The organism is Pseudonocardia benzenivorans CB1190, from assembly GCF_000196675.2.
Classification (GTDB): Bacteria; Actinomycetota; Actinomycetes; order Mycobacteriales; family Pseudonocardiaceae; genus Pseudonocardia; species Pseudonocardia benzenivorans.
Map to the genome: position 1 here is coordinate 5,047,356 of NC_015312.1, position 24,317 is coordinate 5,071,672.

A 24,317-nucleotide genomic window follows, 5' to 3' on the forward strand; every position below is an offset into this window, starting at 1 on the left:
GGCCAGTATCCTCCGCGCCGCCCGCCCGCGCCGCGCGCGTGTCACGCGCCACGCCGATCGGGTCCCGGGCTGCGGCGGACGGGGAACGCGCGGCTGAACGGCCGATTACGTCCGGCCCTTGCGCTCCTGCGCGTCCTGCAGCGTCGAGGAGTGCGGCAGCCACGTCGCGAGCTCGACGGGCCAGCCGTCCTCGACCAGCACCCGGACGACGGCGGGATCGTCGTCGAGCACCGAGGCGACGGTCCGGGTCTGCGCGAGGTCGCGCAGGACCTCGCGCTTCACCCAGCGGGCGGGCCGGTAGTCGTCGTCCTCGCGCATGTACAGCGGGCCGGTCGGCAGGCCGTGGCGGGCGAGCCAGCGCTCGGTGAGCCGCCGGTTCCGCTCGGGCCGCCCGGTCAGGTAGACGACGTCGTGGTCGACCATGGCCGCCCGCAGCCGGCGGGCACCCTCGTCGAGCAGCGGGTCGCGGTCGGCCGCGGTGAAGAACCGCTCCCAGCGCCCGGTGTCGAGATGGTGCAGGCGGTGGCTGACGTCGGCGAGCACGCCGTCGATGTCGAACACGGCCAGCGGCCGGTCCGGGAGATCCTGTGCCGACACCGCTACTCGAAGGGCCGGATCGGGTTGACGATGTCGGCCGTCAGCGTGAGCAGACTGACCGCCCCACCGATCAGGATGACGACGTAGGTGAGCGGGAGCAGCTTCGTGTAGTCCACCGGCGGCATCGGCACCTTGCCCAGCCGCGAGCGCACCCAGTCCCGGACCCGTTCGTAGAGGTTCACCGCGATGTGCCCGCCGTCGAGCGGGAGCAGCGGCAGCAGGTTGAACACCCCGACGAACAGGTTCAGCACGACCAGCAGCTGGACGAACACCTGCCAGAGCCCGCGCTCGGCGAGGTCGCCGCCGATGACGCTGGCCCCCACGACGCTGACCGGCGTCTCCAGGTCGCGCTGGCCGCCGCCGATCGCGTCGATGAGGCGCGGCACCTTCTCCGGGAACATCAGCAGGCCCTGCCACACCTGCGCGAACATCTGCCCCGTGTAGGAGAACGTCGCCGGGACGGCGCTCAGCGCGTTGTAGTGGAACACCAGCTGCTGGGAGACCCCGATGGCGCCGACCTCGCGCGGCCGGCCGGTCTGCGGGTCGAGCCGCTGGACCTTCGGGATGTCCATGGTCAACGTCAGCCGTTGCCCGTCGCGGTCGACGACGATCGGCGTCGGGCCGCCCGAGGCCTGGATCGCGGCGACCGCGGCGGCCCAGTCGGGCGTCGGCGTCCCCGCGACGGAGACGATCGTGTCGCCGCTGCGCAGGCCGGCGTCGGCGGCGGGCGTGGCCACCCCGGGTCCGCAGGGCTCCAGCGCCGACGGCGACGTCTGGTTGGCGGCGCAGCTGATCTGGCCGGCCACCGGCGTGTCGGACACGTTGGGCAGGCCCGAGGTCAGCGACAGCGCATAGATCAGCACGATGGCGATCAGGAAGTGCGTGATCGAGCCCGCGGACAGCACCACGACCCGCTGCCACGTGGGCTTGCGGAAGAAGGCGCGCGGGCGTTCCTCCTCGGTGACCTCGTCGAGCGCGGTCATCCCGGCGATGTCGCAGAACCCGCCCGCCGGAATCCACTTCATGCCGTACTCGGTCTCGCCGCGACGGAACGAGAAGATCTTCGGGCCGAAGCCGATGAAGTAGCGGCGGACCCGCATGCCGAAGGCCTTGGCCGTGACCATGTGCCCGGCCTCGTGCAGCGCGATGGAGATCGCGATGCCGAGGGCGAACACCACGACGCCGAGCGCGAATGCCACCTGTCAGAGCCCTTCTGAGCCGATCGACACCGCGAGCTCCCGGGCGCGGGCTCGCGCCCAGCCCTCCGCGGCCAGCACGTCGTCCACGGTAGCGGGATCGCCCGACCAGCCGTCGGCCGCCGCCAGCGCCCGCTCCACGACCTCCGTCACACCCAGGTACGACAGCGTCCCGGCGACGAACGCGGCGACCGCCTCCTCGTTGGCCGCGTTGAACACCGCGGGCAGGCAGCCGCCGGTCGTCCCCGCGGCGCGGGCGAGCCGGACCCCGGGGAAGGCGTCGTCGTCGAGCGGCTCGAACGTCCAGGACTGCGCGGCGTCCCACGTGCACGCCGCCGCGGCGCCCGGCACCCGCGCGGGCCAGCCCAGCGCCAGCGCGATCGGCAGCCGCATGTCGGGCGGGCTCGCCTGCGCGATCGTCGAGCCGTCGACGAAGGTGACCATCGAGTGCACGATCGACTGCGGGTGCACGACCACGTCGATGCGGTCGTAGGGCACGTCGAACAGCAGGTGCGCCTCGATCACCTCGAGGCCCTTGTTGACCAGCGTCGCCGAGTTGATCGTGACGACGGGGCCCATGTCCCAGGTCGGGTGCTTGAGCGCCTCGTCGAGCGTGACGTGGGCGAGCTCCTCGCGACGCCGACCGCGGAAGGGCCCGCCCGACGCCGTGAGCACGAGCCGGGCGACCTCGTCGGCCGTCCCGCCGCGCAGGCACTGCGCCAGCGCCGAGTGCTCGGAGTCGACCGGCACGATCTGCCCGGGCTTCGCCGCTCTCGTGACGAGCGGGCCGCCCGCCACCAGCGACTCCTTGTTGGCCAGCGCGAGCGTCTCCCCCGCGTCGAGGGCGGCGAGCGTCGGGCCGAGGCCGCGGGACCCGGTGATGCCGTTGAGGACGACGTCGGCCGGGGTCGTCGCCGTCAGCTCCGTGGCCGCACCCGGACCGTCGAGCACCTCGACGCCCGGCAGCTCGGCCCGCAGCCGCGCCGCGGCCTCGGGGTCGGCGACCGCGACCCGGCGCACGTGGTGCTCGCGGGCCTGGGCTGCGAGGAGTCCCACGTCGCCCCCGCCCGCGGCGAGCCCCGCGACGGTGAACCGTGCTCCGCCGGGGCCCCTCGCCGCCGTCACGACGTCGAGTGCCTGGGTGCCGATCGAGCCGGTGGAGCCCAGCACGAGCACCGACCGCGGCGCCGTCCCGGCGGCGCCGGGGTGTTCGGACCTGTCGCTCATCGCTCTCCCTCGCTCACCACCACACATCATCCCCGGCGCCGCGTTGTGCGAGGATGTGGCCCGCAGGCACCGCATTCAGGAGGACGGCGTGGCGAGTAGTTCCCGGGAGCTGGAGAAGCGGCCGCAGGTCGACCCGCTCGACGAGCCGTCGGCCGAATGGGGCTGGCACGGGGGCTTCCCGAACGGCGCCCGGGTCGCCGGTGTCGTGGTCGCGATCCTGCTGCCGCTGCTCATGATCGGCCACCCGACCAACTGGACCGAGATCCTCTGGATGTGCATCCCTGCGGCGCTCATCCTGCTCGGCGTGATCGGGGGCACGATCCGCAGGCGCAACGCCTGGCGCCGCTGAGCCCGGGCGGTCCGTCATCGCCGAGCGTTCGAGCCCGGCCGTCGAGCTCGAGGTCGGCGACCGGACGGTCCGCATCTCCAACCCCGACCGGGTCTACTTCCCGGCACGCGGGGAGACCAAGCTCGACCTGGCGAACTACTACATGGCCGTGGGCGAGGGCATCGTCCGCGCCCTGCGCGACCGCCCGTGCATGCTGCACCGCTTCCCGACGGGCGTGACCGGGGAGAAGGTCCACCAGAAGCGGCTCCCCCGCGGCGCGCCCGACTGGGTGCCGACGGTGCGGGTGCACTTCCCCCGCTTCGACCGGCACGCCGACGAGCTGTGCGTCGCCCACGTCGCCGACGTGGTGTGGGCCGTGCAGATGTCCACGGTCGAGTTCCACCCCTGGAACTCGCGCGCCACCGACACCGAGAAGCCCGACGAGTGGCGCATCGACCTCGACCCGATGCCCGAGGCCCGGTTCGACGACGTGCGCCGCGTGGCCGCCGTCGCCCAGGAGGTCCTCGACGAGCTCGGCGCCACCGGCTGGCCCAAGACCTCCGGCGGGTCGGGCATGCACGTCTACGTGCGGATCGAGCCGCGCTGGGGTTTCTCCGACGTCCGGCGCGCCGCCCACGCCTTCGCCCGCGAGGTGGGCCGCCGGGCCGGGGATCTCGTCGATCTGACGTGGTGGCGCAAGGACCGCGACCCGGCGTCGATCTTCGTCGACTACAACCAGAACGCCCGCGACCACACGATCCGCAGCGCCTACTCGGTGCGCGGTGTGCCCGAGGCCGTGGTGTCGACGCCGATCCGCTGGGACGAGGTCGCCGACGTCGATCCGCGCGACTTCACGATCGCGACGGTCCCGGGCCGGTTCGCCGAGCTCGGCGACCTGCACGCGGGCATCGACGACGCGGTGTTCGTGCTCGACGAGCTGCTGGAGTGGGCCGACCGCGACGCCCGCGACACCCCCGACGAGGAGCCCCCGGACCTCGACGAGCTGTGAGTGGCTGCGCGCGTCCCGGTGCCGGCCGGCGCGAGTTCCGGTGCCGCGGGGTCAGCCGGCGGACGTCGTCAGGCGTGCGGTTCCCGGCCCGTCGAGCAGCGGCTGGGCGACCGCGCCGCGGCCGGTGACCAGCAACAACAGCGCACCGGCCGGCCCGCGCACCTCGTCGCCGTCGCCCACGGCCCAGTCGGCGTCGGTCGCGACCAGACGCAGCCCCCGCAGGCGTCGCCTCGCCCAGAACGGCCAGCCCATCCGCCACACCCGGTCCAGCCCGGCGACGGTCCCGTCGGGCGGCATCGGGACGCCCCGCCCCAGCGGCAGCGCCACGTCCTGGACGTGCACGATCGTGTCGAACAGCAGGTTGCGCCAGGTGGTGATCGCCGGCCGGCTGCGGTTCTCGGCGTCGGCCCGCAGCCCGGCGACGAGCTCGGCGGTCGGCCGCGCGGCGTAGCGGACGGCCATGTCGTGGTTGAGCCCGTCGAAGTCCCCGCGAGCGCGCAGGCCCTCGTAGAGGATCCGGCCGATTCCCGGCGAGTGCGGGGTCATCGCCAGGTGGGCGGCCACGTCGCGGACCCGCCACCGCTCGCACAGCGACGGCGCCTCCCACTCCTGGGGGGTCAGGTCGTCGAGGAGGTCGGCGAGCGCGCGGCGCTGCTGCGCGATCACGACCCAGGCCTGGTCCTGCTCCACCACGCACCTCCGACTCGTCAGAGAATCTGACCATTAAGTCAGAATCTCGTACTATCGTCAACCCGTGCCGAACGACGCCCTCAACCTGGGTCTGCTGCTGTTCATCCCCTACCGCGCCATGGAGGACCGCGTGTTCGACGAGCTGGCGGCGGCGGGGTACGACGACATCACCCGCGCCCAGGGCCGCATCTTCCAACGGATCGCGCCCGGCGGCAGCAGGCTCACCGACCTCGCCCGGCAGAGCAGCGTCACCAAGCAGACCGCGGGCTTCCTCGTCGACCAGCTGGAGGCGGCCGGCTACGTCACCCGCATCCCCGACCCTTCCGACGGACGCGCCCGGCTCGTCGTCGTCGCACCGCGCGGCGCCGCAGCCGTCGCGCGATCGGCCGGTGTCGTCGCCGAGGTGGAACGGGAGTGGACCGCGCACCTCGGCGCCGAGCGCACCGCCGTCCTGCGGGAGCTGCTCACCGACCTGCGCGCGGCCACCGACCCCTACGCCTGAGCGTCTCCCGACGCCTGAGCGGCCTCGGCCGCCTCACGCAGCCGGGCGAACTCCTCGGCCATCGCCGCGCGCGACCAGTGCGCGTTGAGCCCGCTCGGGTTCGGCAGCACCCAGATCCCGGTGTCCCCCAGCGTCCTCTCCTGGGGGCCGACGGCCGCCCTCGGAGCCGCGAACGCGACCCGGTAGGCGGTCACGCCGACGACGGCGAGCCAGCGCGGACGCTCCGCGGCGACGAGCTCGCGCAGCCGCTCGCCCCCGGCACGCAGCTCGTCGTCGGCGAGCTCGTCGGCGCGGGCCGTCGTGCGCGCCACCATGTTCGTGATGCCCAGGCCGAGGCCGCGCAGCTCGTCCTGCTCGGCGGGCCGCAGCAGCCGCGGGGTGAAGCCCGCGTCGTGGAGCACCGGCCAGAACCGGTTGCCCGGGCGCGCGAAGTGGTGCCCGGTGGCCGCCGACACGAGCCCGGGGTTGATGCCGCAGAACAGCACCCGCAGCGGCGGGTCGCCGGGGGCCGGGAGGACGTCGTCGATGGTGCGGTCGCGGGCCGCCGCCAACTCGGCCGCGCTGAACCGTGACGCCATCGTGGACCCCTTTCCCGCTCGATCCTGTCGGAGTATCCCGGCAGGATGGGCCACGTGGACCTGCCCGTGATGCCCCCGGTGAAGCCGATGCTGGCCAAGCCCGTCGCCGCGATTCCCGACGGCAGGCACTACGAGCCGAAGTGGGACGGCTTCCGGTCGATCATCTTCCGCGACGGCGACGAGGTCGAGATCGGCAGCCGCAACGAACGGCCGATGACCCGGTACTTCCCCGAGGTCGTCGAGGCCGTGAAGGCCAACTTCCCGGAGCGCGCGGTGATCGACGGGGAGATCGTCGTCGTCGACCGGGAGCGCAACCGGCTCGACTTCGAGGCCCTGCAGCAGCGCATCCACCCCGCCGACTCACGCGTCCGGCTGCTCGCCGAGCAGACCCCGGCGAGCTTCGTGGCGTTCGACCTGCTCGCCCTCGGCGACGACGACCTCACCGGTTCACGGCTCGACGAGCGCCGCGCGACGTTGGAACGCGTCCTCGGCGACGCGAAACCGCCCGTCCACATCACCCCCGCGACGCAGGACCCGGTGCTGGCCGAGCAGTGGTTCCGCGAGTTCGAGGGCGCGGGGCTCGACGGGTTGATCGCCAAGCCGCTCGACCTCACCTACCAGCCCGACAAGCGGGTCATGGCCAAGATCAAGCACGAGCGCACGTGCGACTGCGTGGTGGCGGGCTACCGCGTCCACAAGTCGGGCCCCGACGCGATCGGCTCGCTGCTGCTCGGCCTCTTCGACGAGCGCGGCGTGCTGGCCTCCGTCGGCGTCGTCGGCGCGTTCCCGATGGCCCGGCGCCGCGCGCTGTTCACGGAGCTGCAGCCGCTCGTCACCGAGTTCGAGGGCCACCCGTGGAACTGGGCCGCCCACGAGCTGGGCGAACGCACCCCGCGCAAGAACGAGGGCAGCCGCTGGAACGCGGGCAAGGACCTGTCGTTCGTGCCGCTGCGTCCCGAGCGGGTCGTCGAGGTGCGCTACGACTACATGGAGGGGCTGCGCTTCCGGCACACCGCGCAGTTCGTCCGCTGGCGCGACGACCGGACGCCCGAGTCGTGCACCTACGAGCAGCTCGAACAGCCGGTCAGCTTCGACCTCGGCGACGTGCTGGGGCTGCCGGACTGACCGTCAGCGGTGTGTCGCGGCCAGCTGGCCGCACGCCGCGTCGATCTCCTGGCCGCGGGTGTCCCGGACCGTGCACGCGACGCCGGCGGCCTGCACGCGCCGCACGAACTCGTCCTGCACCGGGCGCGGCGAGGCGTCCCACTCGCTGCCCGGCGTCGGGTTGAGCGGGATCAGGTTGACGTGCACCCGCTTGGTGCCGACGCGCTGCCGCAGCAGCTTCCCGAGCAGGTCGGCGCGCCACGGCTGGTCGTTCACGTCGCGGATCAGGGCGTACTCGATCGACACCCGCCGCCCCGTGGCCTGCGCGTAACGACGGGCCGCGTCGAGCACCTCGCCGACCTTCCACCGGTTGTTCACCGGCACCAGCGTGTCGCGCAGCTCGTCGTCGGGGGTGTGCAGGGAGACCGCCAACGTCACCGGCAGGCCCTCGGCCGCGAGCTTGTCGATCGCCTGGACGAGGCCGACCGTCGACACCGTGATGCCGCGCGGCGAGATGCCCAGTCCGTCGGGAGCCGGGGACGTGATCCGGCGCAACGCCGCCACGACCCGCTTGTAGTTCGCGAGCGGCTCGCCCATCCCCATGAAGACGATGTTCGACAGCCGCATCGGCTCGCCGAGCGCCCCGTCGCGCGCCGCGGCCGCCGCCTGCCGGACCTGGTCGACGATCTCCCCCGTCGACAGGTTGCGCTGCAACCCGCCCTGGCCCGTCGCGCAGAACGGGCAGGCCATGCCGCAGCCCGCCTGGCTGGAGATGCACACCGTCGCCCGGTCCGGGTAGGCCATCAGCACGGACTCGGCCAGCGCCCCGTCGTGCCCCCGCCACAGCATCTTGCGGGTGGCCCCTTCGTCGCACGACTGCTCGGTGACCGGCGTGACCAGCGGCGGAAGCAGGGACGCGAGCGTCTCCCGCGCCGCGGCGGGCAGGTCGGTCATCTCGTCCACGTCGGCGGTGAGGCGGCCGAAGTAGTGCCGGGCCAGCTGGTCGGCACGGAACCCGGGCAGGCCGAGATCGGCCACCGCGGCCTTGCGGTCGGCGGGATCGAGATCGGCGAGGTGACGCGGCGGTAGGCCGCGCCGGGGCGCCTCGAAGACGAGCGGGAGGGAAGTCATGACACTCCCATTGTGCCAGCCCGCAGGTCAGAGGCCCCGGGCCGCCGCCTGCTTCGCGATGACGTCCGGGACGCGCGACGTGAAGTCGTACAGCCGGGCCCACGTGGGCGTGACCGTCAGCACGGCCATCCTGTCGTACAGGGCCCGCACACCCTCCTCGAAGCCGTCCCATGCCTCGGGCCGGACCAGCTTGCGCGCACCGTCGAGGAAGACCTCGGGCACGCCGTCGACGATCTCGATCTCGGTCGTCCCGCGCACGAGGAGCATGTGCGGAGGCTGCTCGTTGGTGTCGACGGTCAGCGCCACGGTCGGGTTCGCCCGCAGGGCACGGACCTTCGGTGCCTTCGCGACGGTCGCCATGACCAGCGCCGATCCCGTCCAGGCGTAGCCCATCGGCACGACGCGCGGTGTCCCGTCGAGCGCGGTGTACGCCAGCCGTGCGGGGATCGCCGCCGCCATCAGCTCCTGAGCCAGCGGCTCCTCGAGAACGGCCCGGACCTCGTCGCGCACGATGCTCCCTCCCGGCCGCGCCCCGCGGCGCCGCCTCACCATCACAGACGGCTCGCGCCCCACGGACTCATCGGTGTAGCGACGATCCTGCGTGGCGGGTCGGGTGCGGGCGAGGGTGCCGCCGCGGCAGCGAGCGGCGAGCGGCGCGCGGCGAGCGGCGCTGCAGCGTCGGGCGGCGCGACGGCGAGCGGCGCTGCGGCGTCGGGCGGCGCGACGGCGAGCGGCGCTGCGGCGTCGGGCGGCGCGGCGGCGAGCGGCACCGGGTGGCGCGGCGTCCAGCGGCGCGGCACGGCGCGGCGTCGGCGTCGGCGTCGGCGTCGGGCGGCGCGACACGGCGCGGCGCGGCGTCGGGCGGCGCGGCACGGCGTCCAGCGGCACGGCGCGGCGCGGCGTCGGGCGGCGCGGCACGGCGCGGCGTCGGGCGGCGCGGCACGGCGCGGCATCGGCGTCGGGCGGCTCGGCACGGCGCGGCGTGGCGTCCAGCGGCACGGCGCGGCGCGGCGCGGCGTCGGGTGGCGCGGTGGCAAGCGGCGCAGCGTCCGGCAGCGCGGTGTCCGGTGGCGGCGGGCGCGGCGGCATCGGCGAGCGCAGCGGCATCGCCGGGCGCGGCGCAGCGGCGTCGGCGGGCAGGCGCCGCCCTGGGGACCCTGGCGAAGAATCCGGGACGGACCTGATCAGCGGAGTCCCGCCCAGCACGACCCCCGAATCCGTCCATGAGCAGCGTCCTCGGGACATGGACGCATCTCCTTGCGCCCATGTCCCACAACTGGTGATCAACCCATGTCGGACCTCGCGTCGCCCTCAGGTGTGCGGAGCCGAGCGACCCGGCCGGACCTCCAGCGCGACGCCCCGGCCCGACTATCCGCTTGCCCCGCCCTGATCACCGAACCCGGGACATGAGCGCATCTCCTCGCGTCCATGTCCCACGTTCGGCGATCAACCGGAGCCGCAGGCTCGCCGTCGCCACCCGCTCCGACCGACGCGCCGACGCCGCACTGCGGTCCCAACCGAACCACAAGCACGAGGCCCGCCCGGTTGATCGCCGACCTCGGGATATGCCCGCACCACATGGCGCCCACGTCCCGCATTCGGCGATCAACCCGTGTCGCGACCCTGCAGCCACCATCACCGCCGACCGGGCCGCTCCGGGGACGACCCGGGCAGCGCCGGACTCGGCGGCGATTCGACGGGCGCGACGGCGGAGCCGGTCGGTCGCGGTCACCGGGCGTCGTCGACGAGACTCGTCATCAGCCGGCAACCGCGGCCCCTGCGCGGCGGCCTCCCCGCCCCGCGCCATCACACCTCCGACGCGGCGCGCACCATAGGCATCCGGGACGTGACCGTGCGGTGTCGGGCGGGTCGAGCGACCGTGCCCGACAGCGGCACGAGTGCGACCTCGATCTCTGCCGACATCACCCGTGCCCGGAACCGGCGCGGGCCACTCAGCGGGGCGGGGCGCCCGGAGCGCGGACGGGCTCGGTCGGGCCCTGGCCGTCCGCGCGGGCGGGGCCGTGGGCACGCACCGTCGGGCCGAAGGGGTCGCCGGCCGTGCGGGCCGGGACCGGGGGCCGGCCGCCCCGGGACGGCGGAACCGGCCTGGGACGGGGTGTGGCGCGGCGCAGCGATACCGGTGGCGGGGAGCCGGGCCGTCGCGGCGCCGGCGCCGGGCCAGCAGCAGCCGGGGCCGGGGCAGGTCCAGCGGCAGCCGGAGCCGGGGCGGGTCCGGCCGCCGGCCGCACCCGCAGGGGACCAGCGGGGCGGTGCACCACTGCGGGGCCCACGGAAGCGGAGCCGGCAGCGGGGCGCGCGGCCGCGGAGCCGGCGGCAGGCGGCGCCGGCCGCAGGGCCGCCGCGGGGGCATATCCGGTGCGGTCGTCGTCGGGCGCGGGCTCCCGGCCCGTCCGGCGACGCAGCACCGTCGACAACTGTGGGAGCCGCATGGACCTCAGCACCGCGGGCGACACGAGCCCGGCGCGGAGCGCCCCCGCGACCCAGAAGACGAGTGCGCCGCCGAACCCGACGAGCCCCTGCGACGCCGTCGACCCCATCGTGCCGAGCGCGACGACGGCGCCCACTGCCGAGAGCACGAGCACCAACCCTCCGACCAGCACGAACGAGCGCGACCCGATGATCGTCGAGAGCGAGAACAGCACGATCGCCACGAGCGCGCTCGCCAGGGGGACGGCCAGCTCGCTCCACGACGTCATGCCGACGCCGACGAGCGCGGCGAGCGCGAGTGCACCGGCGACGACGGCCTGCCGGACGAGCCGCGCCCGCCGGGCAGGTCCGAGCGACAGCCCCGAGCCGTGGCGGCGGCGCACCAGCGTCCACAACCCGCCGGTGACGCCCAGCCCGGCGGCCATGAGGACCGTGCCGGACCCGCCCGAGAGGGCGAGGGCACCGGCGATCCACCACAGCACACCGAGGACGGTCTCGATCTGAGGAGCGGCCACCCCGTCGGGGAGCCTGATCGGGCGCGTCATGAACCCACGGTAGCCATTTCCGGTCGGGAGGCGTCGGGGCGGTCGCCACCCCACAGCAGCCCCACACCCGGCCTGCCATGGTTGAAGTTGCAACGGATCCGCCCTGCGCGGGATGCCACCCCGAACGGCGCCCGCGCCACCACCGGGAGACCCCTCGATGTCGCGTACCGCACCCAGCACGACCACCGACGACGCTCCCCCGGCCACCGCGCCCGGTACCCCGACCTACTCCCGGCGGGCGATCGTCGCCGGTGCGGGAGCCGTCGCGGTGAGTGCCGGGCTGCTCGTCGCCGGATGCTCGACCGGATCGGGCGGCTCCGACCCCGGCAGCGGTTCCGGCGAGGGGTCGGGACCGGCACCGACGACCGGTCCCCTCGGTCCGTCGTCGGACGTACCGGTCGGCGGCGCGAAGATCTACGAGGACCAGGGGGTCGTCGTCACCCAGGCGTCGGCGGGGACGTTCGCCGCCTTCTCGACGACGTGCCCTCACCAGGGTTGCACCGTGAACGAGGTGCAGAGCGCATCGATCATATGTCCCTGCCACGGCAGCACCTTCGGCCTCGACGGGTCCGTCGAGCGCGGCCCGGCCCAGCGCGGCCTCACGCCCGAGCAGGTGAAGGTCGAGGGCGGTCAGATCGTCCTGGGCTGAAGGTGGGAGTGGCCGCGCGGCTGCGGTGAATGTCCGTCGGAGTGGCCCGGCCGCGTCCTTGGCGACGAGTCCTAGCGACGAGCGTGGCCGGGCCCGGCGAGCAGGCCCGTCGGGGCCCGGCGCACGTGCACGCGGTAACCGACGGGGATCGTCAGGCCGGGGGTCGCGGCTGTCGCGCGTGCCGCCACCTCGCGGGAGAACTCGATGCGCAGGACGGCCTCGAGGGTCGCGCGGTCGTCGAACCGCCACGTCGTGGGCACGCGACGCATGACGAAACCGCGCTCGTCGAACCAGCGCTCGACCTTCGCGGGGTCGTAGCGGGGCAGGTCCGCGCGCAGCCAGTCGCCATAGGGAGCGGCCGTGAAGTCGAGGTCGACGATCGCGAGCATGCCGCCGGGGCGCAGCACCCGATCGGCTTCGGCGAGCCCGTCCTCGCAACCCGGGCCGAAGAAGTAGGCGGTGCGCGCGTGCACGACGTCGACGGAGCGGTCCGACAGCGGCAGATTCGCCGCCCCCGCCTCGACGACCCGCACGCGGTCGAGTCCGGCGACCCGGGCGCGGGCCCGCGCGACCAGCGGCGGATGTGGCTCGGCCCCGACCACCGAGGCCGCGTCGGCGGCGAAGCGCGGGAGATGGAACCCGTCGCCGCAGCCGACGTCGAGCACGTCCGCGCCGGCCCAGTCGGCGAGCTCCCGCAGGACGGCCCACACGGCGTCGTCGACGTCCTGCGCGGCGTTCTCTCGCTCGTAGACCTCCGGCCAGTTCCAGATGTTCGGGCTCGGGATGGCAGGGCCCGGCTTGAGCCGACCGCCGAAGCCGGCGTAGAGCCGCGCCACGCGTCAGCCGACCGGCAGCAGGACGCTCAGCGCGAGCCAGGCGACGAACGCCGCGGGCAGCATCGAGTCGAGCCGATCCATCAGTCCGCCGTGGCCGGGCAGGAGCGTGCCCATGTCCTTGATCCCGAGGTCGCGCTTGACCAGGGACTCGCACAGGTCGCCCAACGTCGCCGTGCCCACGAGCAGGGCGCCGACGATGGCCCCGATCCACCACGGCCCGTCGAGCAGGAGCGCCACCGACAGCGACCCGGCCACGACACCCGCGAGGACCGACCCGGCGAAGCCCTCCCACGACTTCTTGGGACTGATCGTGGGCGCCATGGGATGGCGACCGGCGAGCACGCCCGCTGCATAGCCGCCGACGTCGGAGGCGACGACGCAGATCATGAACGTCAGCACCCGGCCGACGCCGTCCTGCGGCAACACCAACAGCACCGCGAAGGACGCGAACAGCGGCACGTAGGCGGCCGCGAACAGGCTCGCGCCCACGTCGCGCAGGAAGCCCTCGGCGCCCCGGCGCATCCGCGCGATCATGCAGCCGAGCGCGGTGAGCGCGAACGCGCCCACGACGCCCTGCACGCCGAACGGCCAGCTCAGCCAGATCATCGCCTGCCCGCCGACGAGCAGCACCGGCAGCGCGACGGCGATCCCGGCGGCCCGGCGCAGCGCGCCCGCGAGCTCCCAGGTCCCGACCGCGACGGCGACGGCGATGACCCCGAGGAAGAAGTGCCGCTCCAGCAGGAGCGACGCGAGGATCACGACCCCGAGGGCGACCCCGACCCCGATCGCGGCAACCAGGTTGCGCCCCGCCCGTGACTGCCGCTTCTCCGGTCGGCCGGCCGCGTCCGCGCTCACGACGGACGACACGACGGTCTCCGGCGACGCCGGCGGCGCAGCCGGAGGGGTCGCTGACGCGGACTCATGCGAGAGGCTCACGCGGCGCGACCGTGGGCGGGGCGGGACATCTGCTCAGACCTCGAGGAGCTCGGCTTCCTTGTGCTTCACCAGCTCGTCGACCTGGTGGACGTACTTGTCGGTCGTGCCCTGCAGCTCCTTCTCCGCGCGACCGACCTCGTCCTCACCCGCCTCACCCTCCTTGACGATGCGGTGCAGCTCCTCCATCGCCTTGCGACGGAGGCTGCGGATGGTCACGCGCGCGTCCTCGCCCTTGCCGCGCGCGACCTTGACCATCTCCTTGCGCCGCTCCTCCGACAGCTGCGGGATCACCACACGGATGATCTGGCCGTCGTTGGTGGGGTTGACGCCCAGGTCGGAGTTGCGGATCGCCTTCTCGAGTGCCCCGATCTGGCTGGCGTCGTACGGCTTGACGACGGCCATCCGGGCCTCGGGCACGCTGACCGACGCGAGCTGGTTCAACGGCGTCATCGCGCCGTAGTAGTCGACCATGATCCGGGAGAACATCGACGGCGTCGCCCGGCCGGTCCGCACACTGGCCAGGTCGTCCTTGGCCACGGAGACGGCCTTCTCCATCTTCTCCTCGGCGTCGAAGAGTGTCTCGTCGATCACGGCTGCTCCCCAGCGTTCAGGCGGCGACGACCGGGTCAGCTCGCCCGGTCGTTCTCCGGCGTGGTCACCAGCGTCCCGATCCTCTCACCACGCACGGCCCGTGCGATGTTTCCTTCGGTGAGCAGGTTGAACACGATGATCGGCATGCGATTGTCCATGCACAGGCTGAACGCGGTCGCGTCGGCCACCTTCAGCCCCCGTTCGAGCACCTGGCGATGGGTGATCTCGGTGAACAGCGTGGCGTCGGGATCGGTCTTCGGGTCGGCCGTGTACACGCCGTCGACTCCCTTGGCCAGCAGCAACGCGTCGCACCCGATCTCGAGCGCGCGCTGGGCGCCGGCGGTGTCGGTCGAGAAGTACGGCATGCCGACGCCCGCGCCGAAGATCACGACGCGACCCTTCTCCAGGTGCCGCATCGCCCGGCGCGGGATGTAGGCCTCCGCGACCTGGCCCATGGTGATGGCCGTCTGCACCCGGGTGTCGATGCCGTGGCTGCGCTCCAGGAAGTCCTGCAGCGCGAGGCAGTTCATGACGGTCGCCAGCATGCCCATGTAGTCGGCGCGCGAGCGGTCCATGCCGCCCTGCTGCAGCTCGGCCCCGCGGAAGAAGTTCCCGCCGCCGATCACCACGGCGACCTGGACCCCGCTGGAGACCACCTCAGCGATCTGGCGCGCGACGGTCTGGACGACGGTCGGGTCGACGCCGAGCCCCCCGCCGCCGAACATCTCGCCGCCGAGCTTCAGCAGCACGCGGCGGAATCCGGGGCGGGGGGTGGCGTCGACTGGGTCGCTCATGCTCGTCGGGCCCGGCTCAGGCCTGTCCGACCTCGAAGCGGACGAACTCCTTGACCGTCACACCAGCCTCGTCGAGGAGCGCCTTGACGCTCTTCTTCGGCTCCTGGACCGACGGCTGCTCCAGCAGCACGACGTCCTTGAAGAAGCCGTTGACCCGGCCCTCGACGATCCGCGGCAGCACCTGGTCGGGCTTGCCCTCCTCGCGGGCGGTGGCCTCGGCGATGCGCTTCTCGTTGTCGATGACGTCGCTGGGCACCTCCTCGCGCGTGGTGTAGCGCGGGCGGGCGGCGGCGACGTGCATCGCGACGCCGCGGACCGTCTCGTCGGCCGCGGCGGCGTCGGCCGCCTCGTAGGACACCAGCGCGCCGATGGCCGGCGGCAGGTCCGACGAACGACGGTGCAGGTACAGCGCGACCGGTCCGTCGATGTGGATGTAGCGCTTGAGCTCGAGCTTCTCGCCGATGCGGGCGGACAGCGCCTGGACCGCGTCGGCCACGGTGCCGCCGTCGAGCTGGGCCTTCGCCAGCGCCTCGACGTCGGCGGGCTTCTGCTCCACCGCGACGGCGAGGATCTTGTCGGCGAGGGTGATGAAGTCGTCGCTCTTGGCGACGAAGTCCGTCTCGCAGTCCAGCTCGACCATCGTGCCGCCCTGGGCGACGACCAGGCCGTTGGAGGTGGAGCGCTCGGCGCGCTTGCCCACATCCTTCGCACCCTTGATGCGCAACAGCTCGACGGCCTTGTCCAGGTCGCCGTCGGACTCGTCGAGGGCCTTCTTGCAGTCCATCATCCCGGAGCCGGTGAGCTCACGGAGCCGCTTGACGTCGGCGGCGGTGTAGTTCGCCATCGCTGTGGTCTCTTCGTCCTCTAGTCGGTTCGTGAAGATCGGGTCCGGGACGGACCGGACCGCGGGTGGACCGGACCCGGCCCACCCGCGGTACGACGGATCAGTTCGCGGACTGGGTCCCGTTGCTGGTGGAGGCCGGCGCAGCCGCGGCGGCGGCGTTCGGGGCGTCGGCGTTGGCGCCGGCGGCCGACAGGCTCGCACCGTCGGAACCGACCTCGCCGCCGTTGGCCAGCAGGTCCTGCTCCCACTCGGGCAGCGGCTCGTCGCTGCCGACCTCGGGCTTGCCCTCGGCGCCGTCGCGGCCACCGCTGCGCGCCGAGCGGGCCATCAGGCCGTCGGCCGCGGCGCGGGCGATCACCTTGGTGAGCAGCGCGGCGGAGCGGATCGCGTCGTCGTTGCCCGGGATCGGGAAGTCGACCTCGTCGGGGTCGCAGTTCGTGTCCAGGATGGAGACGACCGGGATGCCCAGCTTGCGGGCCTCACCGACGGCGATGTGCTCCTTCTTGGTGTCGACGACCCAGACCGCGCTGGGGACCTTCGACATGTCGCGGATGCCGCCGAGGGTCTTCTCCAGCTTGTCCTTCTCACGGGTGAGCATGAGGATCTCCTTCTTGGTGCGACCCTCGAAGCCACCCGTCTGCTCCATCGACTCCAGCTCCTTGAGCCGCTGGAGACGCTTGTGGACGGTCTGGAAGTTGGTGAGCATGCCGCCCAGCCAGCGCTGGTTGACGTACGGCATGTTGACGCGGCCCGCCTCCTCGGCGATGGCCTCCTGCGCCTGCTTCTTCGTCCCGACGAACATGATCGTGCCGCCGTGCGCCACGGTCTCGCGGACGAACTCGTAGGCGCGGTCGATGTACGACAGCGTCTGCTGCAGGTCGATGATGTAGATGCCGTTGCGCTCGGTGAGGATGTAGCGCTTCATCTTCGGGTTCCAGCGGCGGGTCTGGTGCCCGAAGTGCACACCGGAGTCCAGCAGCTGCTTCATGGTGACGACGGCCATCGCCGATGTTCACCTCTCGATCAGGCGCGGCAGGTGCCGCGCTCGCGGTTTCGCGGGTCTCCACCGGTCGGTGGGACCGCCCTGGCGCCGCGCCGGCGCCGGAAACCCGTCCACCGCACGGCCCACCGCGAGGAGGGCCGTCGGTTCGCGGGACCGCCCGGTGCCGTCCACGCCTGCCGGAGATCACCGGCGAGCGAGGTACGCGAGCGCGCGAAGTCACCTCGGACAGCTCTGAGGTGCAGGTCGAGTGTACGCGGCGGCCCGATCGCGCCTCATCCGGACCGGTCCAGCGGCACTCGGTTGTCCACAACGCGGGCGAGCATCCACAACTTCCCCGTCGCGCCGCCCGCCGCGGGCCGGATTCCCGCAGGCTGGGCGCGTGATCGACCGTCCGCTCGCCGCGTGGCTCGCCGCATGTCTGATCGGGTGTGCCGCGCTGCCGGCCGTCCTCGCGCCGCCTTCCCCCACCCTCGTCGCCGGGAGCCCGGTGTCCGTACCGACGGCGACGGTCCCGGCGGTGCACGACCTCCCCCGCACGACCACCGTCGGCCTCGACGCCCGGCGGCGGACCGCGGACCCGCCGGGGACGGTGCCGGGCGGGCCTCCTCCGCACGCGTCGGGCGGGGCGCGGCCGCCGGCCGGGGCAGCGGCTCCGGACGATCCGTCGGCAGCTGCTGGGCGGCAGGCACGCTACGGCTGGCCGCTGCGGCCGGTCCCGCGTATCGGACAGCGGTTCCGGGCGCCGCCGAACCCGTGGTCGCCCGGGCATCGTGGCGTCGACCTCGTGGGCGTGCCCGGCCAGGAGGTGCGCGCGGCCCGCGACGGCGTGGTCGCGTTCGCGGGCCCGCTCGCCGGGCGCGGGGTGGTCTCGGTCCTGCACCCCGACGGGTTGCGCACGACCTACGAGCCCGTGACCGCGACGGTCGCGGTCGGCACGGTGGTCTCGCGCGGGGCCGTGCTCGGCACGCTGGAACCGGGCCATCCCGGCTGTCCCGCGACGACCTGCCTGCACTGGGGCGTGCGCCGCGGGGATGCGGACTACCTCGACCCGCTCGTGCTCGTCGGCGCCGGCCGGGTCCGGCTGCTGCCCGATCCCGGCGACGGGGAACGGCCGTGAGGAGCGCTCAGCCCGCGGCGCGATCCTCGAGCCGGCCCCGTAGGCGCACGACCATGCGCGCGTGCAGCTGACACACCCGCGACTCCGTGACGCCCAGCAGCCGGCCGATCTCGGCCAGCGTCCGGTTCTCGACGTAGTAGAGCTGGACGACGAGGCGGTCGCGCTCGTCGAGCAGGCGGACGGCGGCGGCGAGCTCGCGGTGGGTCTCCTGCAGCGCGAACACCTCCGCGGGGTCCGGAGCCGACTCGTCGACGACGCTCTCCGCCACCGACGACGCGCTCTCGGCCAGCGCCTCGACGCTCACCAGCCGTCGGCGCTGTCCGGCGCGCACGAGCTCGCGCAGCGGCAGGCCGAGCTCCGCGGCGATCTCGCGGCGATCCGGGGCGCGGCCGAGGCGGCGCTCGAGCTGTTCGCGGGTGCGCTCGATCTCGCGGATCCGACTGCGTACGGTCCGCGGCACCCAGTCCTGCGCGCGCAGCTCGTCGAGCATCGCTCCCCGAATACGTTGTGCTGCATAGGTTTCGAAGCGAATCCCGCGGGTCGGGTCGAAGCGGGCGATGGCGTCGAGCAGTCCGAAGACGCCGGCCTGGACGAGGTCGGAGACCTCCACGCTCGCGGGCAGGCCGACGGCCATGCGCGCCGCGACCGCGCGGACCAGCGGCCCGTAGTGCGCGACGAGGAGGTCCCGGACCGTCCTGTCGCGGGGCCCGCCGCGGTCCAGCCACAGCGCGGCGAGCGTGTCGACGGCCGAGGCCACAGTCGGCCCGGCATGCCGCGCCGCGAACAACTCGGCGGACAGCTCGGCGGACGGGTCGAGGTGCGGCTGTGCAGGCGGCTCGATGTGTGGCTCGACCGCCCACCCGACGGGCAACTCGACGGCCGACGCGATGGGCCGCTCGACGACCGGCGCGGCAGCCGACCCGGCGGGCCGCACAGGGGGCCGCTCGACGGGTCTTCCCTCGGACCGCTCGGGCTGCGCGCCGGCAGGCAGCTCGGCGGGCCACTCGGCGGGCGCCGCGACCGCGAGGGCGAGGTTCGGGTCGGTGTCGGTCTCGGACGGTTTCGACAGGTTCGTCACCGAGTCGTTCGCTCCCGGCGTGTCACTGATCGCGACCGGCGGTTGGTCACGCTGCGCAGTCACCGACTGCAGGGCCGCACGGCGCGGAGGAGTCGGCACCGGCGGGGCGAACACGTCTCCGGGCGGGCCGGCCAATGCCGCAACAACGGCGGCGGACAGCGCTGTGAACTGGAGATCCTCTGTCAGGGGCCGCTCATGCCCTGGGGTGCGCCTGGTCATGGACCACCTTCAGCCTGTCGACCGTGACGTGCGTGTAGAGCTGCGTCGTCGACAGCGTAGCGTGACCAAGCAGTTCCTGTACGTAACGAAGGTCGGCGCCGCCGTCGAGGAGATGCGTGGCGGCGGCGTGCCGCAGCCCGTGGGGGCCGATGTCGGGCGCACCGGGTACCGCGGCGACCGCAGCGTGCACCACCGACCGCGCCACCCGGGGGTCGAGGCGTCGGCCGCGGACCCCGAGCAGGAGCGCCGGCGGACCTCCGGTCCGTGCCAGCGCGGGTCTGCCGGCGGCGAGCCACGTCCGCAACGCGCGCTCCGCCGGTACGCCGTAGACGACGGTTCGCTCGCGGTTCCCCTTGCCCAGCACACGGACGGTGCGCGCGCTCTGGTCGACGTCGTCGACGTCGATGCCGCACACCTCGGCCACCCGCACCCCGGTCGCGTACAACAGCTCGAGGAGCAGCTGGTCGCGCAGGGCGACGGGATCACGCTCCGCGGCGCCGGAGGCAGCCGCGTCCATGAGGTCGGCCGCCTGGTCGGCGCGCAGCACCGACGGGAGCCGTCGCTGCGGCCGCGGGGAGTCGAGCCGGGCGCCCGGGTCGGAGTCGAGCAGCCCGGTGCGGTGGGCCCACGCGGTGAACGTGCGGGCGGCCGCCGCGCGCCGGGCCAGAGTGGACCGGCTCGTGCCCGCGGCGTGGGCCTCTGCGAGCCAGGAGCGCAGCAGGCCCAGGTCGAGTACGGCGAGGTCGTCGCCGGGCAGCCGTCCCAGGAGCCCGGCGAGGTCGGACCGGTAGGCGCGAACCGTGTGCGACGAGCGTCCGCGTTCACGGTCCAGGTGGGCCGTGAACGCGTCGAGATGCCCGGCCACCGTCGGCGGGAGCTCCGTGCGGTCCGCTCGCTGCGCGCCCATCCGTCCACGGTCATCGGACGACGCCCGGGCGGTCAAGCGCGGCGCGCCGCGGTCGGACGATCGGCCCAGGTGTCCGCCCCCGCAGGCAGGCCGCCACGCTCAGGCCCGCCGCCACCCGGGCGAGGTATGCGGGTGCGCACGCCCTGAGTCCCCGCACCAGCCGCCCGGGGTTCCCCGCGCACGACCCGCGCGACGGCCGAACCGGTCGCCGTGCGACCGCGAAGCCGGTCGGACGGGGTCGGTCCGCCCGCGACCCGCGAGCCCGGTCGGACCCGGCCTCACCGTCGCGGCGTCGCACGCTGCCACAACCCGTCGCGGTACTCGGCGAGGCCCAGCCGTTCGAGATCGATCAGCCCGGCGCGGACGACGTCGAGCGGCAGACCGGCCTCCATCGCGAGCCAGCGCGGATCGCGGGCGGCTCGGGTCGGGAGGGCGTCGTGCACGGCTGCCTGCGCCTTGTCGAGATGGTCGGTGGCCCGGGTCGGCCGCGGGCGGTCGACCGCCAGGTCGATGCCGAGCCGGCCGACGGCCTCGAGGACCTCCTCCGGCCGCGTCACGAGGGTCGCGCCGTGCCGGAGCAGCTCGTGGCAGCCCGCGGACAGCCCGGAGGTCACCGGCCCGGGCACGGCCATGACAACACGGCCGAGCGCGCGGGCATCGGCCGCCGTGCGCTGGGCGCCGCTGCGCACCCCCGCCTCGACCACGAGCGTTCCGGCTCCGATCCCGGCCAGCAACCGGTTGCGGACCAGGAAGCGGTGCCGCGCAGGCACCGCGCCCGGCGGGTACTCGCTGACGACGAGGCCAGTCGCGGCGATGCGCGCGAGCAGCTCGGAGTGGGCGGCCGGGTAGGCTCGGTCGACCCCGCAGGCCATGACCGCCACCGTCGGGCGCCGGGCCGCGAGCGCACCGCGGTGCGCTGCGGCGTCGATCCCGAACGCGGCCCCGGAGACGACGGTGTACTCGGCCGCGGCCAGCCCCGCCGCGAGGTCCCCGGCGACGTGCACGCCGTAGCCGGTGGCCGCGCGGGCCCCGACGACCGCGACCGCCCGCTCGCTGACCTCGAGCAACGAGGCGGGCCCACGGACCCACAGCGCGAGCGGCGCCGCCAGCTCACGGACGCCTGCGTTGTCGAAGGCGGCGAACGCCCAGTGCGGCCAGCCCGGGTGCTCCGGAGCCAGGAGCCGCGCCCCGAGCGCGGCGGCGGCATCGAGGTCGGCGTCGATCCGGTCGACCGTGCGGCGGGCACCGGTCGCGGCGCGCACCGCGTCGGGGACCGCGCCGCGCCGCACCCGCTCCGCCGCCTCGACCGGCCCCACCTGGGCGACGAAGACACCCAGCGCCGCAGCAGGCGGCTCCGCGACCCGCGAGAGGTAGGCGCGGGCCCGCAGGACCTCCACCGCGACCGCGGGCGCCGCGATCGGGGGCGAGGAGCTCGGCTGGGCAGAGCACGGCTCGGACTCGACCACCACGAAGCGACCACCCGGCTCCTCGGCCCCGGTGACGACGAGTCCTGGCCGCGCCGGAACAGACCGCGCCGCAGCGGCCTGTGTCCCGGCGGCCGGTAGCGGATCGCACCGCGTCGCACCAGCCTGCGTCGCACCGGCCTGCACCTGAACGCCTTGCGTCTGAGCAGGCTGGCTGTGAACGTGCTGCGTCTGAGAAGGCTGTGCCGAACCGGTCTGCGGCGGAGTAGCCTGCGCCGGATCGACGGGCGCCCGAGCGTCCTGCGTCGAAGCGGTCTTCGCCCGTGCGCCTTGCGGGGGCGCTCCGGCCCGCGTCGGGCCGGCCCACGTCGCGGCAGGCCGCGAAGGAGCGACCAGCGTCGGCCCGCTCGGAACCGCACCACCCCGCACCGGAACGATCTGCGTCGATGTCTCCTGCTTCTCATCGGCCCGCGTCGGCCCACCCTCCGCGTCGGCGTGCGACGGAGGGGTCGTCCCGGTCGGGGCCGCCATCTCATGGCGGCGGTCGTCGGCGCTCACGCGGCTCTCCGATCGCGGAAGTAGAGCGCGGTCTCGACGGTCTGCCGGTCGGGCCGGTCGAGCCCCGCGAGGTCCGCGACGGTCCAGGACACGCGCAGCGCGCGGTCGGCCCCGCGCGCGGTGAGCTCGCCCGCGCGCAGGCCGGCCTCCAGCGGTCGGAGCGCGTCACGCGACAGCGCGAACCGCGACCGCAGGACCGGCCCGGGAACCTCGGCGTTGGTGCGCCAGCCGTGCGCGGCCCAGCGTTCGGTGGCGGCGGCACGCGCCGCCAGCACCCTCGCCCGGACCATGGCCGTGCTCTCCCCCTGGTCACCGCTGGTCAGGGCCGTGACGGGATGCATCCGGCAGCGCAGGTCGACGCGGTCGAGCAGCGGGCCCGACAGCCTGCCGAGGTAACGCCGCCGCACCAGCGAGGTGCAGACGCAGTCGCGGTCGTGCGCCGGGGCGCACGGGCACGGGTTGGCGGCGAGGACGAGCTGGAACCTGGCCGGGTAGGTCACGGTGCCCTCGGCCCGGGAGAGCCTGACCTCGCCCTCCTCGAGGGGCGTGCGCAGCGACTCGAGCAGCCGCGGTCCGAACTCGGCGCACTCGTCGAGGAACAACACCCCTCGGTGCGCGAGCGAGACCGCTCCGGGGCGGGCGACCCCGCTGCCGCCGCCGACGAGCGCGGCCGCCGACGTCGAGTGGTGGGGGGCGACGAACGGGGGGACGGTGCTGAGCAGCCCGTCGGCGGGCAACCGGCCCGCGACGGAGCGGATCGCGGCGAGCGCGAGCGCGTCGTCGGGAGGAAGGTCGGGGAGCAGGCCGACGAACCGCTGCGCGAGCATCGTCTTGCCCGTGCCGGGTGGCCCGACCATCAGGAGGTGGTGTCCGCCTGCGGCGGCGACCTCGAGCGCGTGCCGGGCGTCGGACTGCCCGACGACGTCGGCCAGGTCGGGCGGCGACGGCGGCGCGCCGGCCTCGCCGACCGCGTCCGGAGCCGTCAGCGGCGTCCCCTCGACGAGGAACTCCACGACCTGGGCGAGCGAGCCGGCGCCGTGCACCTCCAGCCCCGCCACCAGCGACGCCTCGGCGAGCGCCGCGACCGGCACGACGACGCGCCGCAGCCCGGCCGTCCGGGCGGCCAGCAGACAGGGCAGGACGCCCCGGATCGCGCGCAGGCGCCCGTCGAGTGCGAGCTCCCCGAGCAGTGCCGTGCGGTGCAACGCACCCTGCGGGATCGTCCCCGAGGCCGCCAGCACGGCGCACGCGAGGGCCAGATCGAAGCCGGAGCCGGCCTTGCGCAGCGTCGCGGGTGAGAGGGCGAGCACGATCCGCTCGTTCGGCCAGTGCCGCCCGGAGTTGACGACGGCCGCCCGGACCCGGTCGCGCGACTCGTGCAGGGCCGCGTCGGGCAGCCCGACGAGGTGGATCCCCGGCAGCCCGCCGCCGATCGCGGCCTCGATCTCGACGACCGTGCCGTCGACACCCTGCAGCGCGACCGACCACGACCGCGCGAGCCCGCCCACTAGAACGCCTCGCGGTAGTGCTGGATCGTGGCCGGCCGGCCCGGCTCGATCACGATGGCCAGCACGTCGAACCGCACGGCGCACCACGGCAACCCGTGCGCGGCGAGCCACGCCTGCGTGACCCGCCGGATCCGGGCGATCTTGCGGTCGGTCACCGCCTCGGCGGGCTCGCCGAAGGCCGTCCCCGAACGCGTCTTGACCTCGCAGACCACCAGGCCCGCCGAGCCGGTCGCGATGATGTCGAGCTCGCCCTCGCGGCACCGCCAGTTGCGGTCCAGCACGACGAGACCCTGCTTCTCGAGGTACTCGGCCGCGACGTCCTCACCGCGGCGGCCCAGCACGTCCTTCGCTGCCATGCCGACAACGATCGGGCCTCGCCGCGGGCCGCAGGGCCCGTCGCGACGATCTGTGGACGACCCCGCCGCATGTGGACAACCGACCCGGTTCCGTCGCGGAGCACCCGGAACCGTCGGCGTGCCGTGGTAGGCGAGTGTCCCC

General features: G+C 74.2%; 26 protein-coding genes. 6 read left to right on the top strand and 20 right to left on the bottom strand.

The features are described 5' to 3' along the window. Positions 1 to 105: 105 nt before the first annotated feature. Genes PSED_RS23690 through dxr form a run of 3 tightly spaced genes read right to left on the bottom strand, consistent with a single transcriptional unit; the run spans position 106 to position 3,020 of the window. The gene (locus tag PSED_RS23690; RefSeq protein WP_013676769.1) at positions 106 to 597 is read right to left on the bottom strand and encodes a phosphatase domain-containing protein; all 492 of its coding nucleotides are present in this window, start codon (positions 595 to 597) and stop codon (positions 106 to 108) included. Positions 598 to 599: 2 nt separating this feature from the next. Beyond that, positions 600 to 1,796 carry a M50 family metallopeptidase gene (locus tag PSED_RS23695; RefSeq protein ID WP_013676770.1) on the bottom strand — a complete coding sequence of 399 codons (1,197 nt, stop codon included), beginning with the start codon at positions 1,794 to 1,796 and terminating at the stop codon, positions 600 to 602. 3 nt (positions 1,797 to 1,799) lie between these two features. Then, entirely contained in the window at positions 1,800 to 3,020 is a 1,221-nt protein-coding gene (dxr, locus tag PSED_RS23700; RefSeq protein WP_013676771.1) for a 1-deoxy-D-xylulose-5-phosphate reductoisomerase, read from the bottom strand. Between the two features lie 88 nt (positions 3,021 to 3,108). Between dxr and PSED_RS23705 the strand changes: the two genes are divergently transcribed. Next, entirely contained in the window at positions 3,109 to 3,369 is a 261-nt protein-coding gene (locus PSED_RS23705; RefSeq protein ID WP_013676772.1) for a DUF2631 domain-containing protein, read from the top strand. A 16-nt stretch (positions 3,370 to 3,385) separates the two neighbouring features. Beyond that, positions 3,386 to 4,357: a non-homologous end-joining DNA ligase gene (ligD, locus tag PSED_RS23710; protein WP_013676773.1), complete on the top strand. Its 972-nt coding sequence runs from the start codon at positions 3,386 to 3,388 to the stop codon at positions 4,355 to 4,357. 51 nt (positions 4,358 to 4,408) lie between these two features. Here ligD and PSED_RS23715 read toward each other — a convergent pair whose 3' ends face one another. After that, entirely contained in the window at positions 4,409 to 5,047 is a 639-nt protein-coding gene (locus PSED_RS23715) for a maleylpyruvate isomerase family mycothiol-dependent enzyme (protein WP_013676774.1), read from the bottom strand. Between the two features lie 64 nt (positions 5,048 to 5,111). Here PSED_RS23715 and PSED_RS23720 point away from each other — a divergent pair, with 64 nt between their 5' ends. Continuing rightward, positions 5,112 to 5,549: a MarR family winged helix-turn-helix transcriptional regulator gene (locus PSED_RS23720; protein WP_013676775.1), complete on the top strand. Its 438-nt coding sequence runs from the start codon at positions 5,112 to 5,114 to the stop codon at positions 5,547 to 5,549. Here the strand turns inward: PSED_RS23720 and mug are convergent. After that, positions 5,540 to 6,127: a G/U mismatch-specific DNA glycosylase gene (gene mug, locus PSED_RS23725; RefSeq protein WP_013676776.1), complete on the bottom strand. Its 588-nt coding sequence runs from the start codon at positions 6,125 to 6,127 to the stop codon at positions 5,540 to 5,542. The two genes, PSED_RS23720 and mug, sit on opposite strands and share 10 nt — an antisense overlap. Before the next feature lie 54 nt (positions 6,128 to 6,181). Here mug and PSED_RS23730 point away from each other — a divergent pair, with 54 nt between their 5' ends. After that, entirely contained in the window at positions 6,182 to 7,252 is a 1,071-nt protein-coding gene (locus PSED_RS23730; RefSeq protein ID WP_013676777.1) for an ATP-dependent DNA ligase, read from the top strand. A gap of 3 nt (positions 7,253 to 7,255) precedes the next feature. On the opposite strand, the gene rlmN is transcribed toward PSED_RS23730, so the two are convergent. The 4 genes from rlmN to PSED_RS23750 form a co-directional block, all read right to left on the bottom strand. Beyond that, on the bottom strand, positions 7,256 to 8,362 hold the full coding sequence (gene rlmN, locus PSED_RS23735) for a dual-specificity RNA methyltransferase RlmN (protein WP_013676778.1): 1,107 nt from the start codon (positions 8,360 to 8,362) through the stop codon (positions 7,256 to 7,258). 27 nt (positions 8,363 to 8,389) lie between these two features. After that, positions 8,390 to 8,872: a pyridoxamine 5'-phosphate oxidase family protein gene (locus PSED_RS23740; protein ID WP_013676779.1), complete on the bottom strand. Its 483-nt coding sequence runs from the start codon at positions 8,870 to 8,872 to the stop codon at positions 8,390 to 8,392. 41 nt (positions 8,873 to 8,913) lie between these two features. Continuing rightward, positions 8,914 to 9,162 carry a hypothetical protein gene (locus PSED_RS23745; protein ID WP_143770594.1) on the bottom strand — a complete coding sequence of 83 codons (249 nt, stop codon included), beginning with the start codon at positions 9,160 to 9,162 and terminating at the stop codon, positions 8,914 to 8,916. 1,152 nt (positions 9,163 to 10,314) lie between these two features. Then, complete coding sequence (locus PSED_RS23750) at positions 10,315 to 11,355, bottom strand: hypothetical protein (protein WP_013676781.1); 1,041 nt, start codon at positions 11,353 to 11,355, stop codon at positions 10,315 to 10,317. Positions 11,356 to 11,512: 157 nt separating this feature from the next. Here PSED_RS23750 and PSED_RS23755 point away from each other — a divergent pair, with 157 nt between their 5' ends. Next, complete coding sequence (locus PSED_RS23755; protein ID WP_013676782.1) at positions 11,513 to 12,004, top strand: Rieske (2Fe-2S) protein; 492 nt, start codon at positions 11,513 to 11,515, stop codon at positions 12,002 to 12,004. A gap of 71 nt (positions 12,005 to 12,075) precedes the next feature. Here PSED_RS23755 and PSED_RS23760 read toward each other — a convergent pair whose 3' ends face one another. The 6 genes from PSED_RS23760 to rpsB all read right to left on the bottom strand — a co-directional run bounded on the left by PSED_RS23760 (position 12,076) and on the right by rpsB (position 17,008). Beyond that, positions 12,076 to 12,840 (bottom strand): class I SAM-dependent methyltransferase, encoded by a 765-nt coding sequence (locus tag PSED_RS23760; RefSeq protein WP_013676783.1) that lies wholly within the window; start codon positions 12,838 to 12,840, stop codon positions 12,076 to 12,078. Between the two features lie 3 nt (positions 12,841 to 12,843). Beyond that, the gene (locus PSED_RS23765; protein ID WP_013676784.1) at positions 12,844 to 13,707 is read right to left on the bottom strand and encodes a phosphatidate cytidylyltransferase; all 864 of its coding nucleotides are present in this window, start codon (positions 13,705 to 13,707) and stop codon (positions 12,844 to 12,846) included. Between the two features lie 102 nt (positions 13,708 to 13,809). Then, positions 13,810 to 14,367 carry a ribosome recycling factor gene (gene frr / locus PSED_RS23770; protein ID WP_013676785.1) on the bottom strand — a complete coding sequence of 186 codons (558 nt, stop codon included), beginning with the start codon at positions 14,365 to 14,367 and terminating at the stop codon, positions 13,810 to 13,812. A gap of 35 nt (positions 14,368 to 14,402) precedes the next feature. Further along, positions 14,403 to 15,161: a UMP kinase gene (gene pyrH / locus PSED_RS23775; protein WP_013676786.1), complete on the bottom strand. Its 759-nt coding sequence runs from the start codon at positions 15,159 to 15,161 to the stop codon at positions 14,403 to 14,405. Positions 15,162 to 15,177: 16 nt separating this feature from the next. Then, positions 15,178 to 16,005: a translation elongation factor Ts gene (gene tsf / locus PSED_RS23780; protein WP_013676787.1), complete on the bottom strand. Its 828-nt coding sequence runs from the start codon at positions 16,003 to 16,005 to the stop codon at positions 15,178 to 15,180. Positions 16,006 to 16,105: 100 nt separating this feature from the next. Continuing rightward, entirely contained in the window at positions 16,106 to 17,008 is a 903-nt protein-coding gene (rpsB, locus tag PSED_RS23785) for a 30S ribosomal protein S2 (protein ID WP_013676788.1), read from the bottom strand. Between the two features lie 379 nt (positions 17,009 to 17,387). On the opposite strand from rpsB, the gene PSED_RS23790 reads away from it, so the two are divergent. Further along, complete coding sequence (locus PSED_RS23790) at positions 17,388 to 18,125, top strand: M23 family metallopeptidase (protein ID WP_013676789.1); 738 nt, start codon at positions 17,388 to 17,390, stop codon at positions 18,123 to 18,125. A gap of 7 nt (positions 18,126 to 18,132) precedes the next feature. Here the strand turns inward: PSED_RS23790 and PSED_RS23795 are convergent, their stop codons facing one another. From PSED_RS23795 to PSED_RS23815, 5 genes are all read right to left on the bottom strand, one after another. Beyond that, positions 18,133 to 19,203: a FliA/WhiG family RNA polymerase sigma factor gene (locus PSED_RS23795; RefSeq protein WP_233899131.1), complete on the bottom strand. Its 1,071-nt coding sequence runs from the start codon at positions 19,201 to 19,203 to the stop codon at positions 18,133 to 18,135. 193 nt (positions 19,204 to 19,396) lie between these two features. Continuing rightward, the gene (locus tag PSED_RS23800) at positions 19,397 to 20,329 is read right to left on the bottom strand and encodes a tyrosine-type recombinase/integrase (protein WP_013676791.1); all 933 of its coding nucleotides are present in this window, start codon (positions 20,327 to 20,329) and stop codon (positions 19,397 to 19,399) included. 278 nt (positions 20,330 to 20,607) lie between these two features. Beyond that, positions 20,608 to 21,798 carry a DNA-processing protein DprA gene (gene dprA, locus PSED_RS23805; protein ID WP_013676792.1) on the bottom strand — a complete coding sequence of 397 codons (1,191 nt, stop codon included), beginning with the start codon at positions 21,796 to 21,798 and terminating at the stop codon, positions 20,608 to 20,610. A gap of 509 nt (positions 21,799 to 22,307) precedes the next feature. Next, entirely contained in the window at positions 22,308 to 23,819 is a 1,512-nt protein-coding gene (locus PSED_RS23810) for a YifB family Mg chelatase-like AAA ATPase (protein ID WP_013676793.1), read from the bottom strand. Continuing rightward, on the bottom strand, positions 23,819 to 24,175 hold the full coding sequence (locus tag PSED_RS23815) for a YraN family protein (protein WP_013676794.1): 357 nt from the start codon (positions 24,173 to 24,175) through the stop codon (positions 23,819 to 23,821). The genes PSED_RS23810 and PSED_RS23815 overlap by 1 nt, the downstream gene beginning before the upstream one ends. Positions 24,176 to 24,317 lie beyond the last annotated feature (142 nt).